We start from the raw sequence: 16,762 nt of genomic DNA on the forward strand, positions 1-16,762 counted from the left end.
ACCATGCTGGCAGCCTTGAGCTTGAACTCACTCGAATAAGATTTACGCATATCCAAACACCTCAGATTTGGGCGCTATCATAGCGCCCGATTGAAGTGTCCAAAATCATTAGGCCAGTTCAGCTTGCCCCCGATATGGCCATCAGCCACGCCACAAATCCCAGCTTAATTGCCTCGCCCCCCACCACCCGGTAAAGTGCCGCTCCCCCCGCAATGCCCGAGGCAGTCCCCATGAACCCGACCTTTGATATCGCCGTGATCGGCGCCACCGGCACCGTAGGTGAAACCCTGGTGCAGATCCTCGAAGAGCTGGACTTCCCGGTCGGCACCCTGCATCTGCTGGCAGGCAGCAACTCCGCCGGTGCATCGGTGCCGTTTCGCGGCAAGAACGTGCGGGTGAGGGAGGTTGACGAGTTCGACTTCAGTAAAGTCCAGCTGGCGTTCTTTGCGGCGGGGCCGGCGGTCACCTCGAGTTTTGCGCCGCGCGCCACGGCGGCGGGCTGCTCGTTGATTGATCTGTCTGGCGCATTGCCGGCCGAGCAGGCGCCGCAAGTGGTGCCGGAAGCCAATGCCCATGTGCTGGATGGCCTGAGTAAGCCGTTCCAGCTCGGCAGCCCAAGCCCATCGGCGACCAACTTGGCAGTCGTCCTCGCCCCCTTGCGTGGCGTGCTGGATATCCAGCGCGTGAGCGTCACCGCCAGCCTGGCGATGTCGTCCCAGGGCCGTGAGGCCGTCAGCGAGCTGGCCCGGCAAACCGCCGAGCTGCTGAATATGCGCCCGCTGGAGCCGAAATTCTTTGATCGCCAGGTCGCCTTCAATGTGTTGGCACAAGTCGGCACGCCGGACGCCCAAGGTCATACCGCCTTGGAAAAACGCTTGGTGCACGAACTGCGCGCAGTGCTGGAATTACCTTTGCTAAAGATTTCCGCAACTTGCGTTCAAGCCCCGGTGTTTTTTGGCGATAGCCTGACTGTGTCTCTGCAACTGGGTGCACCAGTGGACCTCGCTGCCGTGAACCGCCTACTCGACGCAGCCCCAGGTATAGAGCTGGTGGACGAGGGCGACTACCCTACGGCGGTGGGTGACGCCGTGGGCCAGGATGTGATCTATGTAGGGCGGGTTCGTGCGGGCGTGGATGACCCGGCGGAACTAAATCTGTGGCTGACGTCAGATAACGTACGCAAAGCCGCCGCGCTGAATGCCGTACAGCTGGCGCAGTTGTTGATAAAAGGCCTTGCGTAAAAGATACTTGGCGGCAATTTGTAGATTGATTCTAGCCAGGCGCTATGCTTGGCCCCAGGTAGGAAAAGTTGCGCGTCGGTGACCTATCGGCTCGCCATGCCTTATGGCAGCGGTTACCAACCTTCTCGCAGGCCGGGGAGTGTTCAAAAAGGATGAGGCTATGGTTCAAGTTCGCAAACTGGTGTTAGCAATAGCGGCCGCCTCGGCGCTGTCCTCCGGTATGGCGCAGGCGCTGCAGCTGGGGGAGATGACCCTCAAGTCGAAGTTGAACCAGCCGTTGGCGGTGGAAATCGAATTGCTCGATGTCGGTGGCCTCACGGCTTCCGAGATCACGCCGAGCCTGGCCTCGTCCCAGGCGTTTGTGGATGCCGGTGTTGATCGCCAGGCATTTCTCAATGACTTGACGTTCACTCCGGTGATCAATCCCAACGGCCGCAGCGTGGTGCGTGTCACCTCCAGCAAGCCGTTGCCGGACGCCTACGTACGTTTCCTGCTGCAGGTGCAATGGCCTAATGGCCGTTTGATGCGCGACTACAGCGTTTTGCTCGACCCGGCCAAGTTCGACCAGCCCGCACCGACGACCGCCGCGCCAGCACCGCGCCTGGCAGCGCCGTCCAGCACAGCGCCGGCCGTGAGCAAACCCGCACAGCACACCACCACGCCCCGCGACACCTTGTGGGAAATTGCCGCGAAGAACCGTAACGGCGGCTCGGTTCAGCAGACCATGCTGGCGATCCAGGCGCTGAACCCGGACGCGTTTATCGACGGCAATATCAACCGCCTTAAAACTGGTCAGGTCCTGCGCCTGCCGGATACCGTACAAAGCACCGCACTGCCGCAACCCCAGGCGATTGCCGAAGTGAGCGCGCAGAACGCCGCCTGGCGCCAGGGGCGACGTGCCGCAACCAACCCTGCGGCGGGCAAGCAGCAGCTGGACGCCACCAAGCGTACCCAGGCTGGCAATGCGCCTGCAAGCACCAACGCCAAGGACAACTTGAGCCTGGTGTCGGCCGAGGCGGCCAAGAAGGGCGCCAAGGGCAAGGCGGGCGATAGCGCGGCGCTGAGCGACAAACTGGCGATGACCCAGGAGCAACTGGACACCACCCGTCGCGACAACGAAGAGCTGAAAAGCCGCGCTGCCGACCTGCAAAGCCAGTTGGACAAGCTGCAAAAGCTGATTCAACTGAAAAACGATCAACTCGCGCGTCTACAGGCTGAAAAGGGTGTCCCGGCCGCTTCGGCCACGGCGGCGATGCCTGCGCAGTTGGCCGGCGAACCGGCAGCTGCTCCGTCTACCCCGGCCGCGCCGGATGCCGCCACCGCGACCCCAGCGACCCCTGCGCCCGCCGCGCCCGCGCCTGAGCCCGTCAAGGCGGATGCAGCGCCTGATAGCACCGAAGGTAAATTCAATGACGTGCTGACCAACCCGATCGTACTCGGCGTGGTCGGCGGCGCGGCTGTCCTGCTGGCGCTGTTGCTCCTGCTGTTGTGGGCGCGCCATCGCAACGCACGCCTCGAAGAGGAAAAGCACCTGCGCATGGCACGGGCCCTGGCTGAAGAGCCGGTGTTCACCTCGAACATCGACCACGACTTGCCGCCGGACAGCTTCGAAGGCCTGGAAGTGCCGCCGCCAAACGTCAAGCTGGCCGCCGCGCCAGCACCGGCCCCGGTGGCCGAGCCGGCTGTCGTTGTGCCGACCGTTGCTTCCGTGCTGGCGCCGCTGGCCGTTGCTGTCGCCCCGGTAAACGCCAACGATGCGTTGGCCCAAGCTCAATCCCATATCGATCGTGGCCACCTGAACCAGGCCGCCGATGTGTTGCAGCAGGCGATCAAGCATGAGCCCAAGCGCAGCGATCTGCGTCTGAAGCTGATGGAAGTCTACGGTTTGCAAAACGACAAGGACGGCTTCGTGAGCCAGGAGCGTCAACTGGTGGCCAATGGTGAAAACCATGCCCAGGTCGAGCAGCTCAAGAGTCGCTTCCCGGCCATGGCCGTGTTGGCGGCGGGTGTCAGCGCGGCGGTGGCCGCCGCTGCCCTGGATGCTCAATACGTTAAGGATTTGCTCGAAGACAAGCCGGCGCCTGCGCAACCGGAGGCTTTCGACACCGATTTCGATCTGAGCCTGGACGACCTGGAAGAAGCCTCCCCGGCGGAGGTCAAGGACGATCAGCAGACCTTCGAGTCGCTTCTGAAGCAGCAGACCGAAGCCAACGCCAGCCCCGATGACCTGTCGGACTTCGACCTGGACCTGCAACTGGATGCGCCGGCTTCGGCGCAATCCGATGACGACTTCCTCTCAGGCCTGGAAGACCAGATGAAGGACGTGCCGGCCGTCGAGCCGCCGACCTTGACGCCTGCGGCACTGGACGACTTCGACCTGCCGGAAGATTTCGACCTGTCCCTGGCCGATGAGCCGGAAGCGGGCGCCAAGCCTGATGCGTTCGCGTCGGAGCTGGATGATGTCAACGCCGAGCTGGACCGTCTGTCCCAGAGCCTGGAACACCCGTCCATCGAACCATCGTTCACCGCGGAAGATGCGGCAATGGGCGATGACGAGCCGGAGTTCGACTTCCTTTCCGGCACAGACGAAGTGGCAACCAAGCTCGACCTGGCCCAGGCCTATATCGACATGGGTGATGCGGACGGCGCACGGGACATCCTCTCCGAAGTGCTGACCGAGGGCGACGAGGCACAGCGTGGCGAGGCCAAGGAAATGCTCGGCCGTATTTAACGGGCGACGCAAATCCAGTGTGGGGCTTGCCGTGGTGATCGGGCTTCCTATGGTAATCGGGCTTCTTGTAGTGAGCGGGCTTGCCCCGCGCTGGGCTGCGAAGCAGCCCCACTAGATCTGGAGGAATAACCCCACCCACCACCGCAAGCCCCCCTCCCACATTGGCTCAAGCCAATCCATTACAAAAGCGCCCGCCACTGTGTAGTCGCCTTTATAATGGCCGCCTTCGCGCAACTCATCAGGCTCTCAGTTCTTGGCAAATATAGATAATCCGGCCGCCGAAATGGCGGCTGCAGGCTTTTACCGCATCGCGCTGGGCGTGGAATACAAGGGCTCGCGTTATCGCGGCTGGCAGCGTCAGGCATCCGGCGTGCTGACAGTGCAGGAAACCCTGGAGAAGGCCCTGTCCAAAGTTGCCGACTCGCCAGTGTCGCTGATGTGCGCTGGGCGTACCGATGCTGGCGTGCATGCCTGCGGCCAGGTGGTGCACTTCGACACCCAGGCTGAGCGCTCAATGAAAGCCTGGGTGATGGGGGCCAATATCAATTTGCCCCATGATGTCAGCGTCAGCTGGGCCAAGGTCATGCCTGCGCATTTTCATGCGCGCTTCAAGGCCATTGCCCGGCGTTATCGCTATGTGATCTACAACGACCAGATCCGCCCGGCGCACCTCAACGAAGAAATCACCTGGAACCACCGCCCACTGGACGCCGAGCGCATGGCCGAAGCCGCGCAGCACCTGGTGGGCGTGCATGATTTCAGTGCCTTCCGTGCCGGCCAGTGCCAGGCGAAGTCGCCGATCAAGGAAGTCCACCACCTGCGCGTGACCCGCCACGGCAAGATGATCGTGCTGGATATCCGCGCCGGGGCCTTCTTGCATCACATGGTGCGCAACATTGCCGGGGTGCTGATGACCATCGGCACCGGCGAGCGTCCGGTGGCGTGGGCCAAGGAAGTGCTGGAAAGCCGGGTTCGCCGTACCGGCGGGGTTACGGCGCATCCGTTCGGCCTGTACCTGGTGGATGTGGAGTACCGCGACGAGTTCGAATTGCCGGAGCGTTTCATCGGGCCACACTTCCTCACAGGTTTCAGCGAACTTGGCGGCTGACGCCCGGAAAAGCTTTTGTTACCATCCGGGACTTTCTCGGCCCAACCCCTGAGGTTTCCACGACATGTCAGCCGTTCGCAGCAAGATTTGCGGGATTACCCGCATAGAAGACGCGCTGGCGGCAGTCGAGGCGGGGGCGGACGCCATTGGTTTCGTGTTTTACGCCAAGAGCCCGCGGTCGGTGAATGTGTTGCAGGCGCGGGCGATCATCGCCGCACTGCCGCCGTTCGTGACCACCGTGGGTTTGTTCGTCAACGCCAGCCGCTGCGAACTCAACGAAACCCTGGATGCCGTGCCCCTGGATATGCTGCAGTTCCACGGCGACGAAACACCCGACGAGTGTGAAAGCTACCAGCGCCCGTATATCAAGGCGCTGCGCGTCAAGTCCGGGGACGATATCGCGGCAGCGTGTGCCGCCTACAGTGGCGCTCGCGGGATCCTGCTGGACACCTACGTCGAAGGCGTGCCTGGCGGTACCGGCGAGGCGTTCGATTGGTCGCTGATTCCCCCGGGGTTGAGCAAGCCGATCATCCTGGCCGGTGGGCTCACCCCCACGAATGTCGGGGCGGCGATCGAGCAGGTACAACCGTATGCCGTGGATGTCAGCGGTGGAGTAGAGCAGGGCAAGGGCATCAAGGATCACAGCAAGATTCGCGCGTTCATGCAGGCCGTGCGCAACAGCAGCGGTGCGATGTGACGGCTGGCAGTCTGCCGCCGTCCATAACTACCACTGTGTAAAACAGCCCGGCGCCGCCTGTGGGTGGCCCGGAAATGAAGTGGCAACCCTGCGCTGGCAGGTTGTCTGGAAGGCTGAGGATACATGCGGGAACAGGCCGGTCGAACGTCTGACCCCGTCCAGCATGTGTCATCGCCACATATGAATTTAGCTCAAGGGCATACGCGGGGCTGTGTTCAAGCCACCGGTACTGGAGAAAGAAAGCATGAGCAACTGGTTAGTAGACAAACTGATCCCTTCGATCATGCGTTCCGAGGTGAAGAAAAGCTCGGTTCCTGAAGGTCTGTGGCACAAGTGCCCATCCTGCGACGCGGTGCTGTACCGCCCGGAGCTGGAAAAGACCCTGGACGTTTGCCCCAAGTGCAACCACCACATGCGTATCGGCGCCCGCGCCCGCATCGACATTTTCCTGGATGCCGAAGGCCGTAGCGAGCTGGGCGCGGACCTGGAGCCGGTTGACCGTCTCAAGTTCCGCGACGGCAAGAAGTACAAGGACCGCCTGACCGCTGCGCAGAAGCAGACCGGTGAGAAAGACGCGCTGATTTCCGTCAGCGGCAAGCTGCTGGGCATGCCTGTCGTGGTGTCGGCGTTTGAGTTCTCGTTCATGGGCGGCTCCATGGGTGCCATCGTCGGTGAGCGCTTTGTGCGCGCCGCCAACTACGCCCTGGAAAACCGTTGCCCGATGATCTGCTTCGCCGCCTCCGGTGGCGCGCGTATGCAGGAAGCCCTGATCTCGCTGATGCAAATGGCCAAGACCTCCGCGGTACTGGCGCGTCTGCGTGAAGAAGGCATCCCGTTTATCTCCGTGCTGACCGACCCGGTCTACGGCGGCGTTTCCGCCAGCCTGGCGATGCTGGGTGACGTGATCGTCGGCGAGCCGAAGGCGCTGATCGGCTTTGCCGGCCCGCGTGTGATCGAGCAGACCGTACGTGAAAAACTGCCGGAAGGTTTCCAGCGCAGCGAGTTCCTGCTGGAGCACGGCGCGATCGACCTGATCATCCCGCGCGGTGAACTGCGTCCACGCCTGGGCAACCTGCTGGCACAGATGATGGGCCTGCCGACGCCCGTCTACGTCGCGCCTAAAGTTGAGCCGATCGTTGTGCCGCCGGTGCCTGCGAACCTATGACCCAGCGTACCCTGGGCGAGTGGCTCGCCTACCTTGAGCAGTTGCATCCGTCCGCCATCGACATGGGCCTGGAGCGCTCGCAACAGGTAGCGGCCCGCCTCGGGTTAGGCCGCCCGGCACCGCGCGTGATCACGGTGACCGGTACCAACGGCAAAGGCTCTACCTGTGCCTTTGTCGCGGCGCTGCTGCAGGCCCAAGGGCTGAAAGTCGGCGTCTACAATTCCCCGCACCTGCTGCGTTACAACGAGCGGGTGCAGCTCAATGGCGTCGAAGCCTCGGATGAGCAACTCTGCGAAGCCTTCGCCGCACTCGATGCGGGCCGGGGCGAGATTTCCCTGACTTACTTCGAGATGGGCACCCTGGCGGCGTTCTGGCTGTTTGAGCGTGCGCAACTGGATGTGGTGGTGCTGGAGGTCGGCCTGGGTGGGCGTCTGGACACGGTCAACGTGGTGGATGCCGATCTGGCGTTGGTCACCAGCATTGGTGTGGACCACGCCGACTACCTGGGCAATACCCGTGAATCCGTGGCCTATGAAAAAGCCGGGATCTTCCGCCAGGGCAAGCCTGCGCTGTGCGGTGACGTGGAGCCGCCGCATACCCTGCTGGATAAGGTGCGTGAGCTGGATTGCCCGTTTTTCCTGCGCGGCCGCGAATTCAACCTCGAGATCGGTGAGCGGCACTGGCAATGGTGTGGGCGCGATGCCTGTGGCCAGGCTGTAGAGTTGCACGATCTGCCGTTGCTGAACCTGCCGATGGAAAACGCCGCACTCGCGCTGCAGGCCTATCTGTTGCTGGACCTGCCGTGGAACGCCGAGCAGATTGCCACCACCTTGTTGGCCACGCGCGTGGTCGGGCGGTTGGATCGCCGTGAGTTCGAATGGCAAGGCAAGCGCCTGAACCTGCTGCTGGATGTGGGGCATAACCCCCATGCGGCCGAGTACCTGGCGCAGCGGCTGTCCCGCACGCCGCCGGTCGGTCGTCGCCTTGCAGTCTTTGGTCTGCTGGCTGATAAGGATCTGGAAGGTGTGGTTGCGCCCTTGTTGGGCAATGTCCAGGCCTGGGCCGTGGCGCCGCTGGATACTCCGCGCAGCCGTCCGGCCGCTGAACTGGAAGTGGCCTTGCAGAACCTTGGTGCAGCGGTGGCGTCGTATGCAAGCGTGACCGATGCCCTTGAAGCACAGTGCGCCATTGCCACGCCCGATGATGAGATTCTGTTGTTCGGGTCATTTTATTGTGTTGCCGAGGCGCTTGAGTGGTTGGCCCGGCGCTCCACGGAGGAAGCTGCACATGGCATTACTGGATAGCGCATACAAGCAGCGAATGGTCGGAGCCTTGGTTCTGGTGGCGCTGGCGGTGATTTTCCTGCCGATGCTGTTTTCTCGCCAGGACGAAGAGCGTCAGGTGGTGGTTGAGGCTCCGGCCGCGCCACAAGCCCCGGCGGTGCCGCAGGTTCAGGTTGAGCCGGTGGTGGTGCCTGAGCCTCAGGCGTTGCCGGAAGAAGAACCCGTGCCGACCGATGATGAAGTGGCCGCGCAGCAGGCACCGTCGATGCCGGTGCAACCCAGCGTGCCAGTGGTCAAGCCGGCGCCCGCCGCGCCGGTTGCCGCCGCCAAGCCCGCTGCGCCCGCGCCTGCACCTAAGCCGGTAGCGCCGCAACCTGCCGCACCGGGCAAGCCGGAGGTGGGGCAGAGCCGTATCGATCCGAATGGTCTGCCGATCAGTTGGTCGATTCAGGTGGCCAGCCTGGGCAATCGCGAAGGCGCCGACGCGTTGCAGAAGAAGCTGCGTAGCCAGGGCTATAACGCCTATATCCGCAGCGCCGATGGCAAGAACCGCGTGTTTATCGGGCCGCTGATCGAGCGTGCCGAGGCGGATCGCCTGCGGGACTTGCTGGATCGCCAGCAGAACCTGAAGGGTTTTGTGACCCGTTTCCAGCCTGAGCGCGGCTGATTTCGCAGCGGTTTGAGCTTGGAATGCAGTCAAGTGTGGGAGGGGCAAGCCCCTCCCACATTCGTTTTGGGGTGGCCTTGAAATCGCGTTGGCTCGCCACAAACTATTGATTTGCAAAGCAGCCGCAATCACAGCTTACCGACAGCCCAGCGCTCTGCTAAAATGCGCCGCCTCATCCGTCCGTAGGCTCAAACGTGCCATTTACCTGGGTTGATTGGGCGATTGTTGCAGTCGTCGCCATCTCCGCTTTGATCAGTCTAAGCCGCGGCTTCGTAAAAGAAGCATTGTCGTTGCTGACCTGGATCATCGCAGGAGTCGTAGCCTGGATGTTCGGCGGTTCATTGTCGGTCTACCTGGCCGGATACATCGAGACACCTTCGGCTCGCGTCATCGCGGGCTGCGCCATCATGTTCATCGCCACGCTGCTGGTGGGAGCAATGGTCAATTATCTTATTGGCGAGTTGATACGTGTCACCGGCCTCTCCGGGACCGATCGATTTCTCGGCATGGCCTTCGGCGCTGCGCGTGGCGCGTTGCTGGTGGTCGTGGCGGTCGGGCTGTTGAGCCTGGGGCCGGTACAGCAGGATTCGTGGTGGCAGGAGTCGGTACTCGTGCCAAAATTTCTATTGGTTGCAGACTGGTCCAAGAACCTCATTCTGGGGTGGAGCAGTCAGTGGCTGGCCAGCGGAATCAGCGTACCCGCTGATCTTCCGTTCAAGGAACACCTCTTACCGGCCAAAACGCCTCAGTAAGCTGTGTTCAGTCAAGATTCATTAAGTAGGGGTTGCGTCGCATGTGTGGCATCGTCGGTATCGTCGGTAAGTCGAACGTCAATCAGGCGCTGTATGACGCGCTAACCGTCCTCCAGCACCGCGGCCAGGACGCTGCCGGTATTGTGACCAGCCACGACGGCCGGTTATTCCTGCGCAAGGATAATGGTCTGGTACGTGACGTGTTCCACCAGCGTCACATGCAGCGCCTGGTCGGGCACATGGGCATTGGTCATGTGCGTTACCCGACTGCCGGTAGCTCGACGTCGGCCGAAGCTCAACCGTTTTACGTCAACTCGCCGTACGGCATCACCTTGGCGCACAACGGTAACCTGACCAACGTTGAACAACTGGCCAAGGAGATTTACGAATCTGACCTGCGCCACGTCAACACCAGTTCCGACTCGGAAGTGCTGCTCAACGTGTTCGCCCACGAACTGGCCCAGCGCGGCAAGCTGCAGCCGACCGAAGAAGACGTGTTCGCCGCCGTCACCGACGTGCACAACCGTTGCGTCGGTGGCTACGCCGTAGTGGCCATGGTCACCGGTTATGGCATCGTCGGCTTCCGTGACCCGCACGGTATTCGTCCGATCGTGTTCGGCCAGCGTCACACCGACGAAGGCGTCGAGTACATGATCGCTTCCGAAAGCGTGTCCCTGGACGTGCTGGGCTTCACCCTGATCCGCGACCTCGCGCCGGGTGAAGCGGTGTACATCACCGAAGATGGCAAGCTGCACACCCGCCAGTGCGCCGTGGCGCCGAAACTCACCCCGTGCATCTTCGAACACGTCTACCTGGCGCGTCCGGATTCGATCATCGACGGTGTTTCGGTGTACAAGGCACGTCTGCGCATGGGCGAGAAGCTGGCCGAGAAGATCCTGCGCGAGCGTCCAGAGCACGACATCGACGTGGTGATCCCGATCCCGGACACCAGCCGTACCGCTGCGCTGGAGCTGGCCAACCACCTGGGCGTCAAGTTCCGCGAAGGCTTCGTGAAGAACCGCTACATTGGCCGGACATTCATCATGCCGGGCCAGGCTGCGCGCAAGAAGTCGGTGCGCCAGAAGCTCAACGCCATCGAGCTGGAATTTCGCGGTAAGAACGTGATGCTGGTGGATGACTCCATCGTGCGTGGCACCACCTGCAAGCAGATCATCCAGATGGCCCGCGAAGCCGGCGCGAAGAACGTGTACTTCTGTTCCGCTGCGCCTGCCGTGCGTTACCCGAACGTGTACGGTATCGACATGCCGAGCGCCCACGAACTGATCGCTCACAACCGTTCGACCCAGGACGTTGCCGACCTGATCGGCGCGGATTGGCTGATCTACCAGGACCTGCCGGACCTGATCGAAGCGGTCGGCGGTGGCAAGATCAAGATCGACCAGTTCGACTGCGCCGTGTTCGACGGCAAGTACGTGACCGGTGACGTCGACGAGGCCTACCTGAACAAGATCGAGCAGGCGCGTAACGACTCGTCGAAGATCAAGACCCAGGCGGTCAGTGCGATCATCGATCTGTACAACAACTGAGTGACAACCGGCCCTGAGGGGCCGGTTTTGTATCTTAAATAAAGAATTGAGTAAGGAGTCGCAGCATGAGTCAGGAATGGGATGCCGGTCGGTTGGACAGCGACCTCGATGGCGTAGCTTTCGATACCCTGGCTGTGCGCGCCGGCCAGCACCGCACACCGGAAGGTGAGCACGGTGACCCGATGTTCTTCACCTCCAGCTATGTGTTCCGTACGGCGGCCGATGCGGCTGCGCGCTTTGCTGGCGAAGTGCCGGGCAACGTGTATTCGCGTTATACCAACCCGACTGTGCGCGCGTTCGAAGAGCGTATCGCGGCGTTGGAAGGTGCTGAGCAGGCAGTGGCCACGGCCACTGGCATGGCAGCGATCCTGGCGGTGGTGATGAGCCTGTGCAGTGCCGGCGACCACGTGCTGGTGTCGCGCAGCGTGTTCGGCTCGACCATCAGCCTGTTCGAGAAGTATTTCAAGCGCTTCGGCATCGAAGTGGACTACGTGCCGCTGGCGGACCTGTCCGGCTGGGAGGCGGCGATCAAGGCCAACACCAAGCTGCTGTTCGTCGAGTCGCCCTCCAACCCATTGGCGGAGCTGGTGGATATCGCGGCGTTGTCCGAAGTGGCGCACGCCAAGGGCGCCATGCTGGTGGTCGACAACTGCTTCTGCACGCCGGCGCTGCAACAGCCGTTGAAGCTGGGCGCGGACATCGTCGTGCACTCGGCCACCAAGTTCATCGACGGCCAGGGTCGTTGCATGGGCGGTGTGGTTGCGGGTCGCAGCGAGCAGATGAAAGAAGTCGTCGGCTTCCTGCGCACGGCCGGTCCGACCTTGAGCCCGTTCAACGCCTGGATCTTCCTCAAAGGCCTGGAAACCCTCAGCCTGCGCATGAAGGCCCATTGCGCCAACGCCCAGGCGCTGGCCGAGTGGCTGGAGCAGCAGGACGGTATCGAGAAGGTGCACTACGCCGGCCTCAAGAGCCACCCGCAACACGCGTTGGCCCAGCGCCAGCAACGAGGTTTCGGCGCCGTGGTGAGCTTCGAAGTGAAGGGTGGCAAAGACGGGGCCTGGCGCTTTATCGATGCGACCCGCCTGATCTCTATCACCGCCAACCTGGGGGATAGCAAGACCACCATTACCCACCCGAGCACCACGTCCCACGGTCGCCTGGCGCCACAGGAACGTGAGGCGGCGGGTATCCGTGACAGTCTGATTCGCATCGCGGTCGGCCTCGAAGACGTGGCTGACTTGCAAGCTGACCTGGCTCGCGGGCTGGCTGCCTTGTGATCGAGTGGTCCATGGAAGCTGCGGCCGCCAGTAACGGGCGTGTTGCGCTGGTCACGGGCGCGGCGCGGGGCATAGGCCTCGGGATTGCCGCGTGGCTGATCAGCGAAGGCTGGCAAGTGGTGTTGACCGACCTGGACCGCGAGCGCGGTTCCAAGGTGTCCAAGGTGCTGGGTGAGAACGCTTGGTTTATCAGCATGGACGTGGCTGACGAGAAGCAAGTCGCCCAAGGTGTCGCCGAGGTATTGGGGCAGTTTGGGCGCCTGGACGCGTTGGTCTGCAACGCAGCGGTGGCGGACCCGCGCAATATGACCCTGGAAAGCCTGGACCTGGCCTACTGGAATCGTGTGCTGGCCGTGAACCTCAGTGGGCCGATGTTATTGGCCAAGCACTGTGCGCCGTATCTGCGGGCCCATGGTGGCGCCATCGTCAACCTAGCGTCGACCCGGGCTCGCCAGTCTGAGCCGGACACCGAGGCCTACGCGGCGAGCAAGGGTGGCCTGTTGGCCCTCACGCATGCCTTGGCGATGAGCCTGGGGCCGGAAGTGCGGGTCAATGCGGTCAGCCCTGGCTGGATCGATGCGCGTGATCCTGCAGCGCGTCGTGCCGAGCCGTTGAGTGATGCTGATCATGCCCAGCATCCGGCGGGCAGGGTGGGTACCGTAGAGGACGTGGCGGCGATGGTGGCGTGGCTGCTGTCGCGTCAGGCGGGGTTTGTCACCGGGCAAGAGTTCGTGGTGGACGGTGGCATGAGCAAGAAGATGATTTACAGCGAGTAGAGCGGATAGCCGTCTTGAAGCCATTTTGTCTTTTTCAGAAAAACTTCAAGCGGGCTATTGACTTAGGTCCGCTACCTGCGTAAATTTCGCGGCCTCAACGAAGCAAAGGGTGATTAGCTCAGCTGGGAGAGCATCTGCCTTACAAGCAGAGGGTCGGCGGTTCGATCCCGTCATCACCCACCACTTCTTGAGAGTTTTGCCCCAGGGCAAGACGCAACGTTAAAGGTTGCACCGACGCGCAGCGGTAGTTCAGTCGGTTAGAATACCGGCCTGTCACGCCGGGGGTCGCGGGTTCGAGTCCCGTCCGCTGCGCCATATTTTCCAGGTTCGATTCGTCGGGCTTGAGATCGAACAGCCAAGGCTGATCGGTCAGATGTTTAAAGACGGTTGAGGCTTTGAGCTCAGCTGGTCAAGCGATACGCAGCGGTAGTTCAGTCGGTTAGAATACCGGCCTGTCACGCCGGGGGTCGCGGGTTCGAGTCCCGTCCGCTGCGCCATATCTGCCTCAAGGCCCACTGAACGCCTTGAAGCACAAAGAAAGCCGTTGGCTACTTTGATCCGATAGCAAAGACCCTGGTCGAAAGACCGGGGTTTTTTGTGTCTGCGATTTGGCTCGGGGTGCGCCTCCATCAAACGGTGGGAGCAAGTGCGCTCCCACGATTGAGTTGGCTCAAAACCCCAGTTTATCCCGCAGCCCGTAATACCAGGCCCCCAGCGCCGCGAACGGGGTGCGCAGCAGTTGCCCGCCCGGGAACGGATAGTGCGGCAGGTCGGCAAACGCATCAAAGCGCTCTGCCTGGCCTCTGAGTGCCTCCGCCAGTACCTTGCCCGCCAGGTGCGTATACGTTACGCCATGACCACTGCAGCCCTGTGAATAGTAAATGTTGTCGCCCAGGCGACCCACCTGCGGCAAGCGCGACAGGGTCAGCAGGAAGTTGCCGGTCCAGGCGTAGTCAATCTTTACGTCCTTGAGCTGCGGAAACGCCTTGAGCATCTTCGGCCGGATGATCGCCTCGATGTTCGCCGGGTCGCGCGCGCCATACACCACGCCACCGCCGAAGATCAGGCGCTTATCGTTGGTGAGGCGGTAGTAGTCGAGCAGGTAGTTGCAGTCTTCGACGCAGTAGTCCTGCGGCAGCAGCGTTTTTGCCAGTTCGTCGCCCAAGGGGGCGGTGGTGATCACTTGTGTGCCGCACGGCATCGACTTGGCCGCCAGCTCTGGCACGAGATTGCCCAGGTAGGCATTGCCTGCGACGATGATGAACTTGGCCCTGACCTTGCCTTCGGCGGTGTGCACCACCGGGTTGGCGCCGCGCTCGATTCGCACCGCTGCCGATTGCTCGTAGATCGTACCGCCCAGAGACTCCACGGCTGCCGCTTCGCCGAGTGCCAGGTTGAGGGGATGGATGTGTCCGCCACTCATGTCCAGCAAACCGCCCACATAGTTGTCACACGCCACTACTTCGCGGATACGGCGCTCGTCCAGCAACTCCAGTTGCGTGTGGCCGTAGCGCTCCCACAGGCGCTTCTGTGACTCCAGGTGGGCCATGTGCTTGCTGTTGAGCGCGGCGAACACACCGCCGTCCTTCAGGTCGCATTGGATCTGATACTTGGCCACCCGCTCGCGGATGATCCTGCCGCCCTCAAATGCCATCTCCCCCAGCAGCTGTGCCTGTTTGGGCCCGACGCTGCGTTCGATCACATCGATATCACGGCTGTAGCTGTTGACGATCTGCCCGCCGTTGCGGCCTGAGGCGCCAAAACCCACCTTGGCGGCTTCCAGCACCGTTACGCGAAAACCGTTCTCCAGCAGGAACAAAGCACTGGAAAGACCGGTGTAGCCGGCGCCAATCACGCACACATCGGTTTCGACTTCGCCTTGCAGCACGGGGCGAGGTGGAACGGCATTCGCGGAAGCGGCGTAATACGACTGGGGGTAGGGGGTGTTCGCCATCCTGCAACCTCTGTTTTATATTTTTTACGAGTGCGCCGATCCTACCTGAGTTGAAAATTGCCTGCCAGCCACCCGAAATCCACAGGTGTGCTCCACGCAAATAAAAAATTCGCATATTCATAGGGTTAGCTGCAAAAAAGATGTTGACACCCCTCCGGAATTCCGTAGAATGCCGCCTCACAGCAGGCACGTAGCTCAGTTGGTTAGAGCACCACCTTGACATGGTGGGGGTCGTTGGTTCGAGTCCAATCGCGCCTACCAAACAAAATCCGCTCTGCTGGGCGGTCTAGAAGGGCTCACCGAAAGGTGGGCCCTTTTTTGTTGCTTGTGATTTGCAAAACTTTTGCAAAACTCCCACCTCAGAACGCCAATTCGGCGCCCACCTCCAGGTACTCGATCTTCTTTTCGTCGTGCCCCTCCTGATAGTGCTTCGTCATCTTCTCGTCCGCGTGCCCCATGAGCGCCTGGATGTACTCCTGTGGGAATTTCTGCTGCTCATACAGCCACGCGCCCAATGCGCGGATCTCGTGAAAAGTGGGGCGCTCGCCAGCCGGAACATGGTCGTAAGCGTGCGCGGCATCCCTGGCTTTGCTGAACTCCTTGGTCAAGTAGTCCGGCGTCACGGACGTCCAGTGGTCCTTGGCGTCGATCTGTTCCCGACGGCGGGCCTTGGGCTTGTAGTGGATAAGGTAGGGCGATGCGAGTGGCGATCGCAGGCACTCCCCGACCACCTCCCGCAGCGCTGCGCCCATGGTGATCTTCAGGTGCACCGGGTTTTCGTACCCCTGGGTTTTCCCGGGCGAGACTGTGAGCGTGTTCTTCTCCATGTCGGCGGCTGACTTCAGCCAGGTGACGATGTCATCCCGGCGCTGAAGGCTGGCCAGGGCAAGGCGAATTGCCCGCTTCAGCCATGGCGGTGTTGTCGCGGCATCGATGATCATCTTCAATCCGTCGAGCGTGTGGCGCTGGCGCTTCTTCTCGGCCTCTTTCTTCACCAGTGTGAGCTCGGCGTTGTTGCGTTCGGCCAGGCCCTTGGCCACCGCGAAGGCGAAGATCTGCACCCACAGCCCGCGGTGCTTCGTGTAGGCGTTGTTGCTGAAGTTATCCAGGTACTCGGCCATGGCCAGCACATCCAGCTGACCTATCGGTCGGTCGCCCAGGTCCTGCCGGTACCGCTCAAACTTGAACTTGATCTCCTCGAGGGTACTTGCGGCGTAGGAACGATCCGGCAGCCATTCTTCTTCGAAGCGTGTGAGCAGGTTGCTCACGATTGGTAGGCGGTCGCCGGTGAGCACGGCCAGGAGCGATCCGTCATCCACGATCAGCTCGGCGAACTTGAGGTTGGCCGCCGTTGCCAGCTTGATTGCCTCCTCCAGTGGGTGGTTGATGCTGGTCATCACGCCCGTGACCGGGTTGCGGTACCGCCAATACTTCCCGTTTGGGTGCCCTTCGAGCTGAAGCTGGCTGACAAAGGGAGTGGGTCCGGGCTGTTCGAGCGCCTCGAGAACCAGGTGGGGATATCTTCGAAACATCCGCTCAAGCTGTGGGATCTTCTTGCTCGTAT

General features: G+C 61.8%; 13 protein-coding genes and 4 tRNA genes. 15 read left to right on the top strand and 2 right to left on the bottom strand.

Going from position 1 to position 16,762, the window contains the following annotated elements:
* The first annotated feature begins 230 nt into the window (after nt 1-230).
* The 14 genes from QCBJ_RS01505 to QCBJ_RS01570 all read left to right on the top strand — a co-directional run bounded on the left by QCBJ_RS01505 (nt 231) and on the right by QCBJ_RS01570 (nt 13,741).
* Nucleotides 231-1,241, top strand: coding sequence for an aspartate-semialdehyde dehydrogenase (locus tag QCBJ_RS01505; RefSeq protein ID WP_046035318.1), 1,011 nt, complete (start codon nt 231-233; stop codon nt 1,239-1,241).
* A gap of 160 nt (nt 1,242-1,401) precedes the next feature.
* A complete protein-coding gene (locus tag QCBJ_RS01510; RefSeq protein ID WP_102059987.1) occupies nt 1,402-3,972 on the top strand; it encodes a FimV/HubP family polar landmark protein in 2,571 nt (856 codons plus the stop codon).
* Nucleotides 3,973-4,255: 283 nt separating this feature from the next.
* Complete coding sequence (gene truA / locus QCBJ_RS01515) at nt 4,256-5,080, top strand: tRNA pseudouridine(38-40) synthase TruA (RefSeq protein WP_043205660.1); 825 nt, start codon at nt 4,256-4,258, stop codon at nt 5,078-5,080.
* 64 nt (nt 5,081-5,144) lie between these two features.
* The gene (locus tag QCBJ_RS01520; RefSeq protein WP_102059988.1) at nt 5,145-5,777 is read left to right on the top strand and encodes a phosphoribosylanthranilate isomerase; all 633 of its coding nucleotides are present in this window, start codon (nt 5,145-5,147) and stop codon (nt 5,775-5,777) included.
* Nucleotides 5,778-6,021: 244 nt separating this feature from the next.
* Entirely contained in the window at nt 6,022-6,942 is a 921-nt protein-coding gene (gene accD / locus QCBJ_RS01525; protein ID WP_015884968.1) for an acetyl-CoA carboxylase, carboxyltransferase subunit beta, read from the top strand.
* Nucleotides 6,939-8,246, top strand: coding sequence for a bifunctional tetrahydrofolate synthase/dihydrofolate synthase (gene folC, locus QCBJ_RS01530; protein ID WP_102059989.1), 1,308 nt, complete (start codon nt 6,939-6,941; stop codon nt 8,244-8,246). Before accD ends, folC begins: the two co-directional genes overlap by 4 nt.
* Nucleotides 8,230-8,892: an SPOR domain-containing protein gene (locus QCBJ_RS01535; protein WP_043205659.1), complete on the top strand. Its 663-nt coding sequence runs from the start codon at nt 8,230-8,232 to the stop codon at nt 8,890-8,892. Before folC ends, QCBJ_RS01535 begins: the two co-directional genes overlap by 17 nt.
* 194 nt (nt 8,893-9,086) lie before the next feature.
* Nucleotides 9,087-9,644 (top strand): CvpA family protein, encoded by a 558-nt coding sequence (locus tag QCBJ_RS01540; RefSeq protein WP_015884966.1) that lies wholly within the window; start codon nt 9,087-9,089, stop codon nt 9,642-9,644.
* A 41-nt stretch (nt 9,645-9,685) separates the two neighbouring features.
* Nucleotides 9,686-11,191 carry an amidophosphoribosyltransferase gene (gene purF, locus QCBJ_RS01545; RefSeq protein ID WP_015884965.1) on the top strand — a complete coding sequence of 502 codons (1,506 nt, stop codon included), beginning with the start codon at nt 9,686-9,688 and terminating at the stop codon, nt 11,189-11,191.
* A 65-nt stretch (nt 11,192-11,256) separates the two neighbouring features.
* Entirely contained in the window at nt 11,257-12,468 is a 1,212-nt protein-coding gene (locus tag QCBJ_RS01550; protein ID WP_014719150.1) for an O-succinylhomoserine sulfhydrylase, read from the top strand.
* Between the two features lie 11 nt (nt 12,469-12,479).
* A complete protein-coding gene (locus QCBJ_RS01555) occupies nt 12,480-13,244 on the top strand; it encodes an SDR family oxidoreductase (RefSeq protein WP_043205657.1) in 765 nt (254 codons plus the stop codon).
* Between the two features lie 107 nt (nt 13,245-13,351).
* Nucleotides 13,352-13,427, top strand: a tRNA-Val gene (locus QCBJ_RS01560).
* 55 nt (nt 13,428-13,482) lie between these two features.
* Nucleotides 13,483-13,559, top strand: a tRNA-Asp gene (locus QCBJ_RS01565).
* 105 nt (nt 13,560-13,664) lie between these two features.
* Nucleotides 13,665-13,741 (top strand) — tRNA-Asp (locus QCBJ_RS01570).
* A gap of 173 nt (nt 13,742-13,914) precedes the next feature.
* Here QCBJ_RS01570 and QCBJ_RS01575 read toward each other — a convergent pair.
* Nucleotides 13,915-15,198 (bottom strand): FAD-binding oxidoreductase, encoded by a 1,284-nt coding sequence (locus tag QCBJ_RS01575; protein ID WP_015884963.1) that lies wholly within the window; start codon nt 15,196-15,198, stop codon nt 13,915-13,917.
* Between the two features lie 184 nt (nt 15,199-15,382).
* On the opposite strand from QCBJ_RS01575, the gene QCBJ_RS01580 reads away from it, so the two are divergent.
* Nucleotides 15,383-15,459: transfer RNA gene (locus QCBJ_RS01580), tRNA-Val, on the top strand.
* Between the two features lie 98 nt (nt 15,460-15,557).
* On the opposite strand, the gene QCBJ_RS01585 is transcribed toward QCBJ_RS01580, so the two are convergent.
* Nucleotides 15,558-16,730 carry a tyrosine-type recombinase/integrase gene (locus QCBJ_RS01585; RefSeq protein ID WP_158242092.1) on the bottom strand — a complete coding sequence of 391 codons (1,173 nt, stop codon included), beginning with the start codon at nt 16,728-16,730 and terminating at the stop codon, nt 15,558-15,560.
* Between the last annotated feature and the right edge of the window lie 32 nt (nt 16,731-16,762).

The sequence above is a fragment of the Pseudomonas sp. QC2 genome (assembly GCF_002859085.1).
GTDB lineage: Bacteria > Pseudomonadota > Gammaproteobacteria > Pseudomonadales > Pseudomonadaceae > Aquipseudomonas > Aquipseudomonas petroselini.

Bases quoted from the DNA above. Each gene is read 5' to 3' on its own strand.
- truA (WP_043205660.1), top strand. From the start codon at position 4,256: ATGGCGGCTGCAGGCTTTTACCGCATCGCGCTGGGCGTGGAATACAAG.
- QCBJ_RS01535 (WP_043205659.1), top strand. From the start codon at position 8,230: ATGGCATTACTGGATAGCGCATACAAGCAGCGAATGGTCGGAGCCTTG.
- folC (WP_102059989.1), top strand. From the start codon at position 6,939: ATGACCCAGCGTACCCTGGGCGAGTGGCTCGCCTACCTTGAGCAGTTG.
- purF (WP_015884965.1), top strand. From the start codon at position 9,686: ATGTGTGGCATCGTCGGTATCGTCGGTAAGTCGAACGTCAATCAGGCG.
- accD (WP_015884968.1), top strand. From the start codon at position 6,022: ATGAGCAACTGGTTAGTAGACAAACTGATCCCTTCGATCATGCGTTCC.
- QCBJ_RS01575 (WP_015884963.1), bottom strand. From the start codon at position 15,198: ATGGCGAACACCCCCTACCCCCAGTCGTATTACGCCGCTTCCGCGAAT.
- QCBJ_RS01520 (WP_102059988.1), top strand. From the start codon at position 5,145: ATGTCAGCCGTTCGCAGCAAGATTTGCGGGATTACCCGCATAGAAGAC.
- QCBJ_RS01555 (WP_043205657.1), top strand. From the start codon at position 12,480: ATGGAAGCTGCGGCCGCCAGTAACGGGCGTGTTGCGCTGGTCACGGGC.
- QCBJ_RS01550 (WP_014719150.1), top strand. From the start codon at position 11,257: ATGAGTCAGGAATGGGATGCCGGTCGGTTGGACAGCGACCTCGATGGC.
- QCBJ_RS01585 (WP_158242092.1), bottom strand. From the start codon at position 16,730: ATGTTTCGAAGATATCCCCACCTGGTTCTCGAGGCGCTCGAACAGCCC.
- QCBJ_RS01510 (WP_102059987.1), top strand. From the start codon at position 1,402: ATGGTTCAAGTTCGCAAACTGGTGTTAGCAATAGCGGCCGCCTCGGCG.
- QCBJ_RS01505 (WP_046035318.1), top strand. From the start codon at position 231: ATGAACCCGACCTTTGATATCGCCGTGATCGGCGCCACCGGCACCGTA.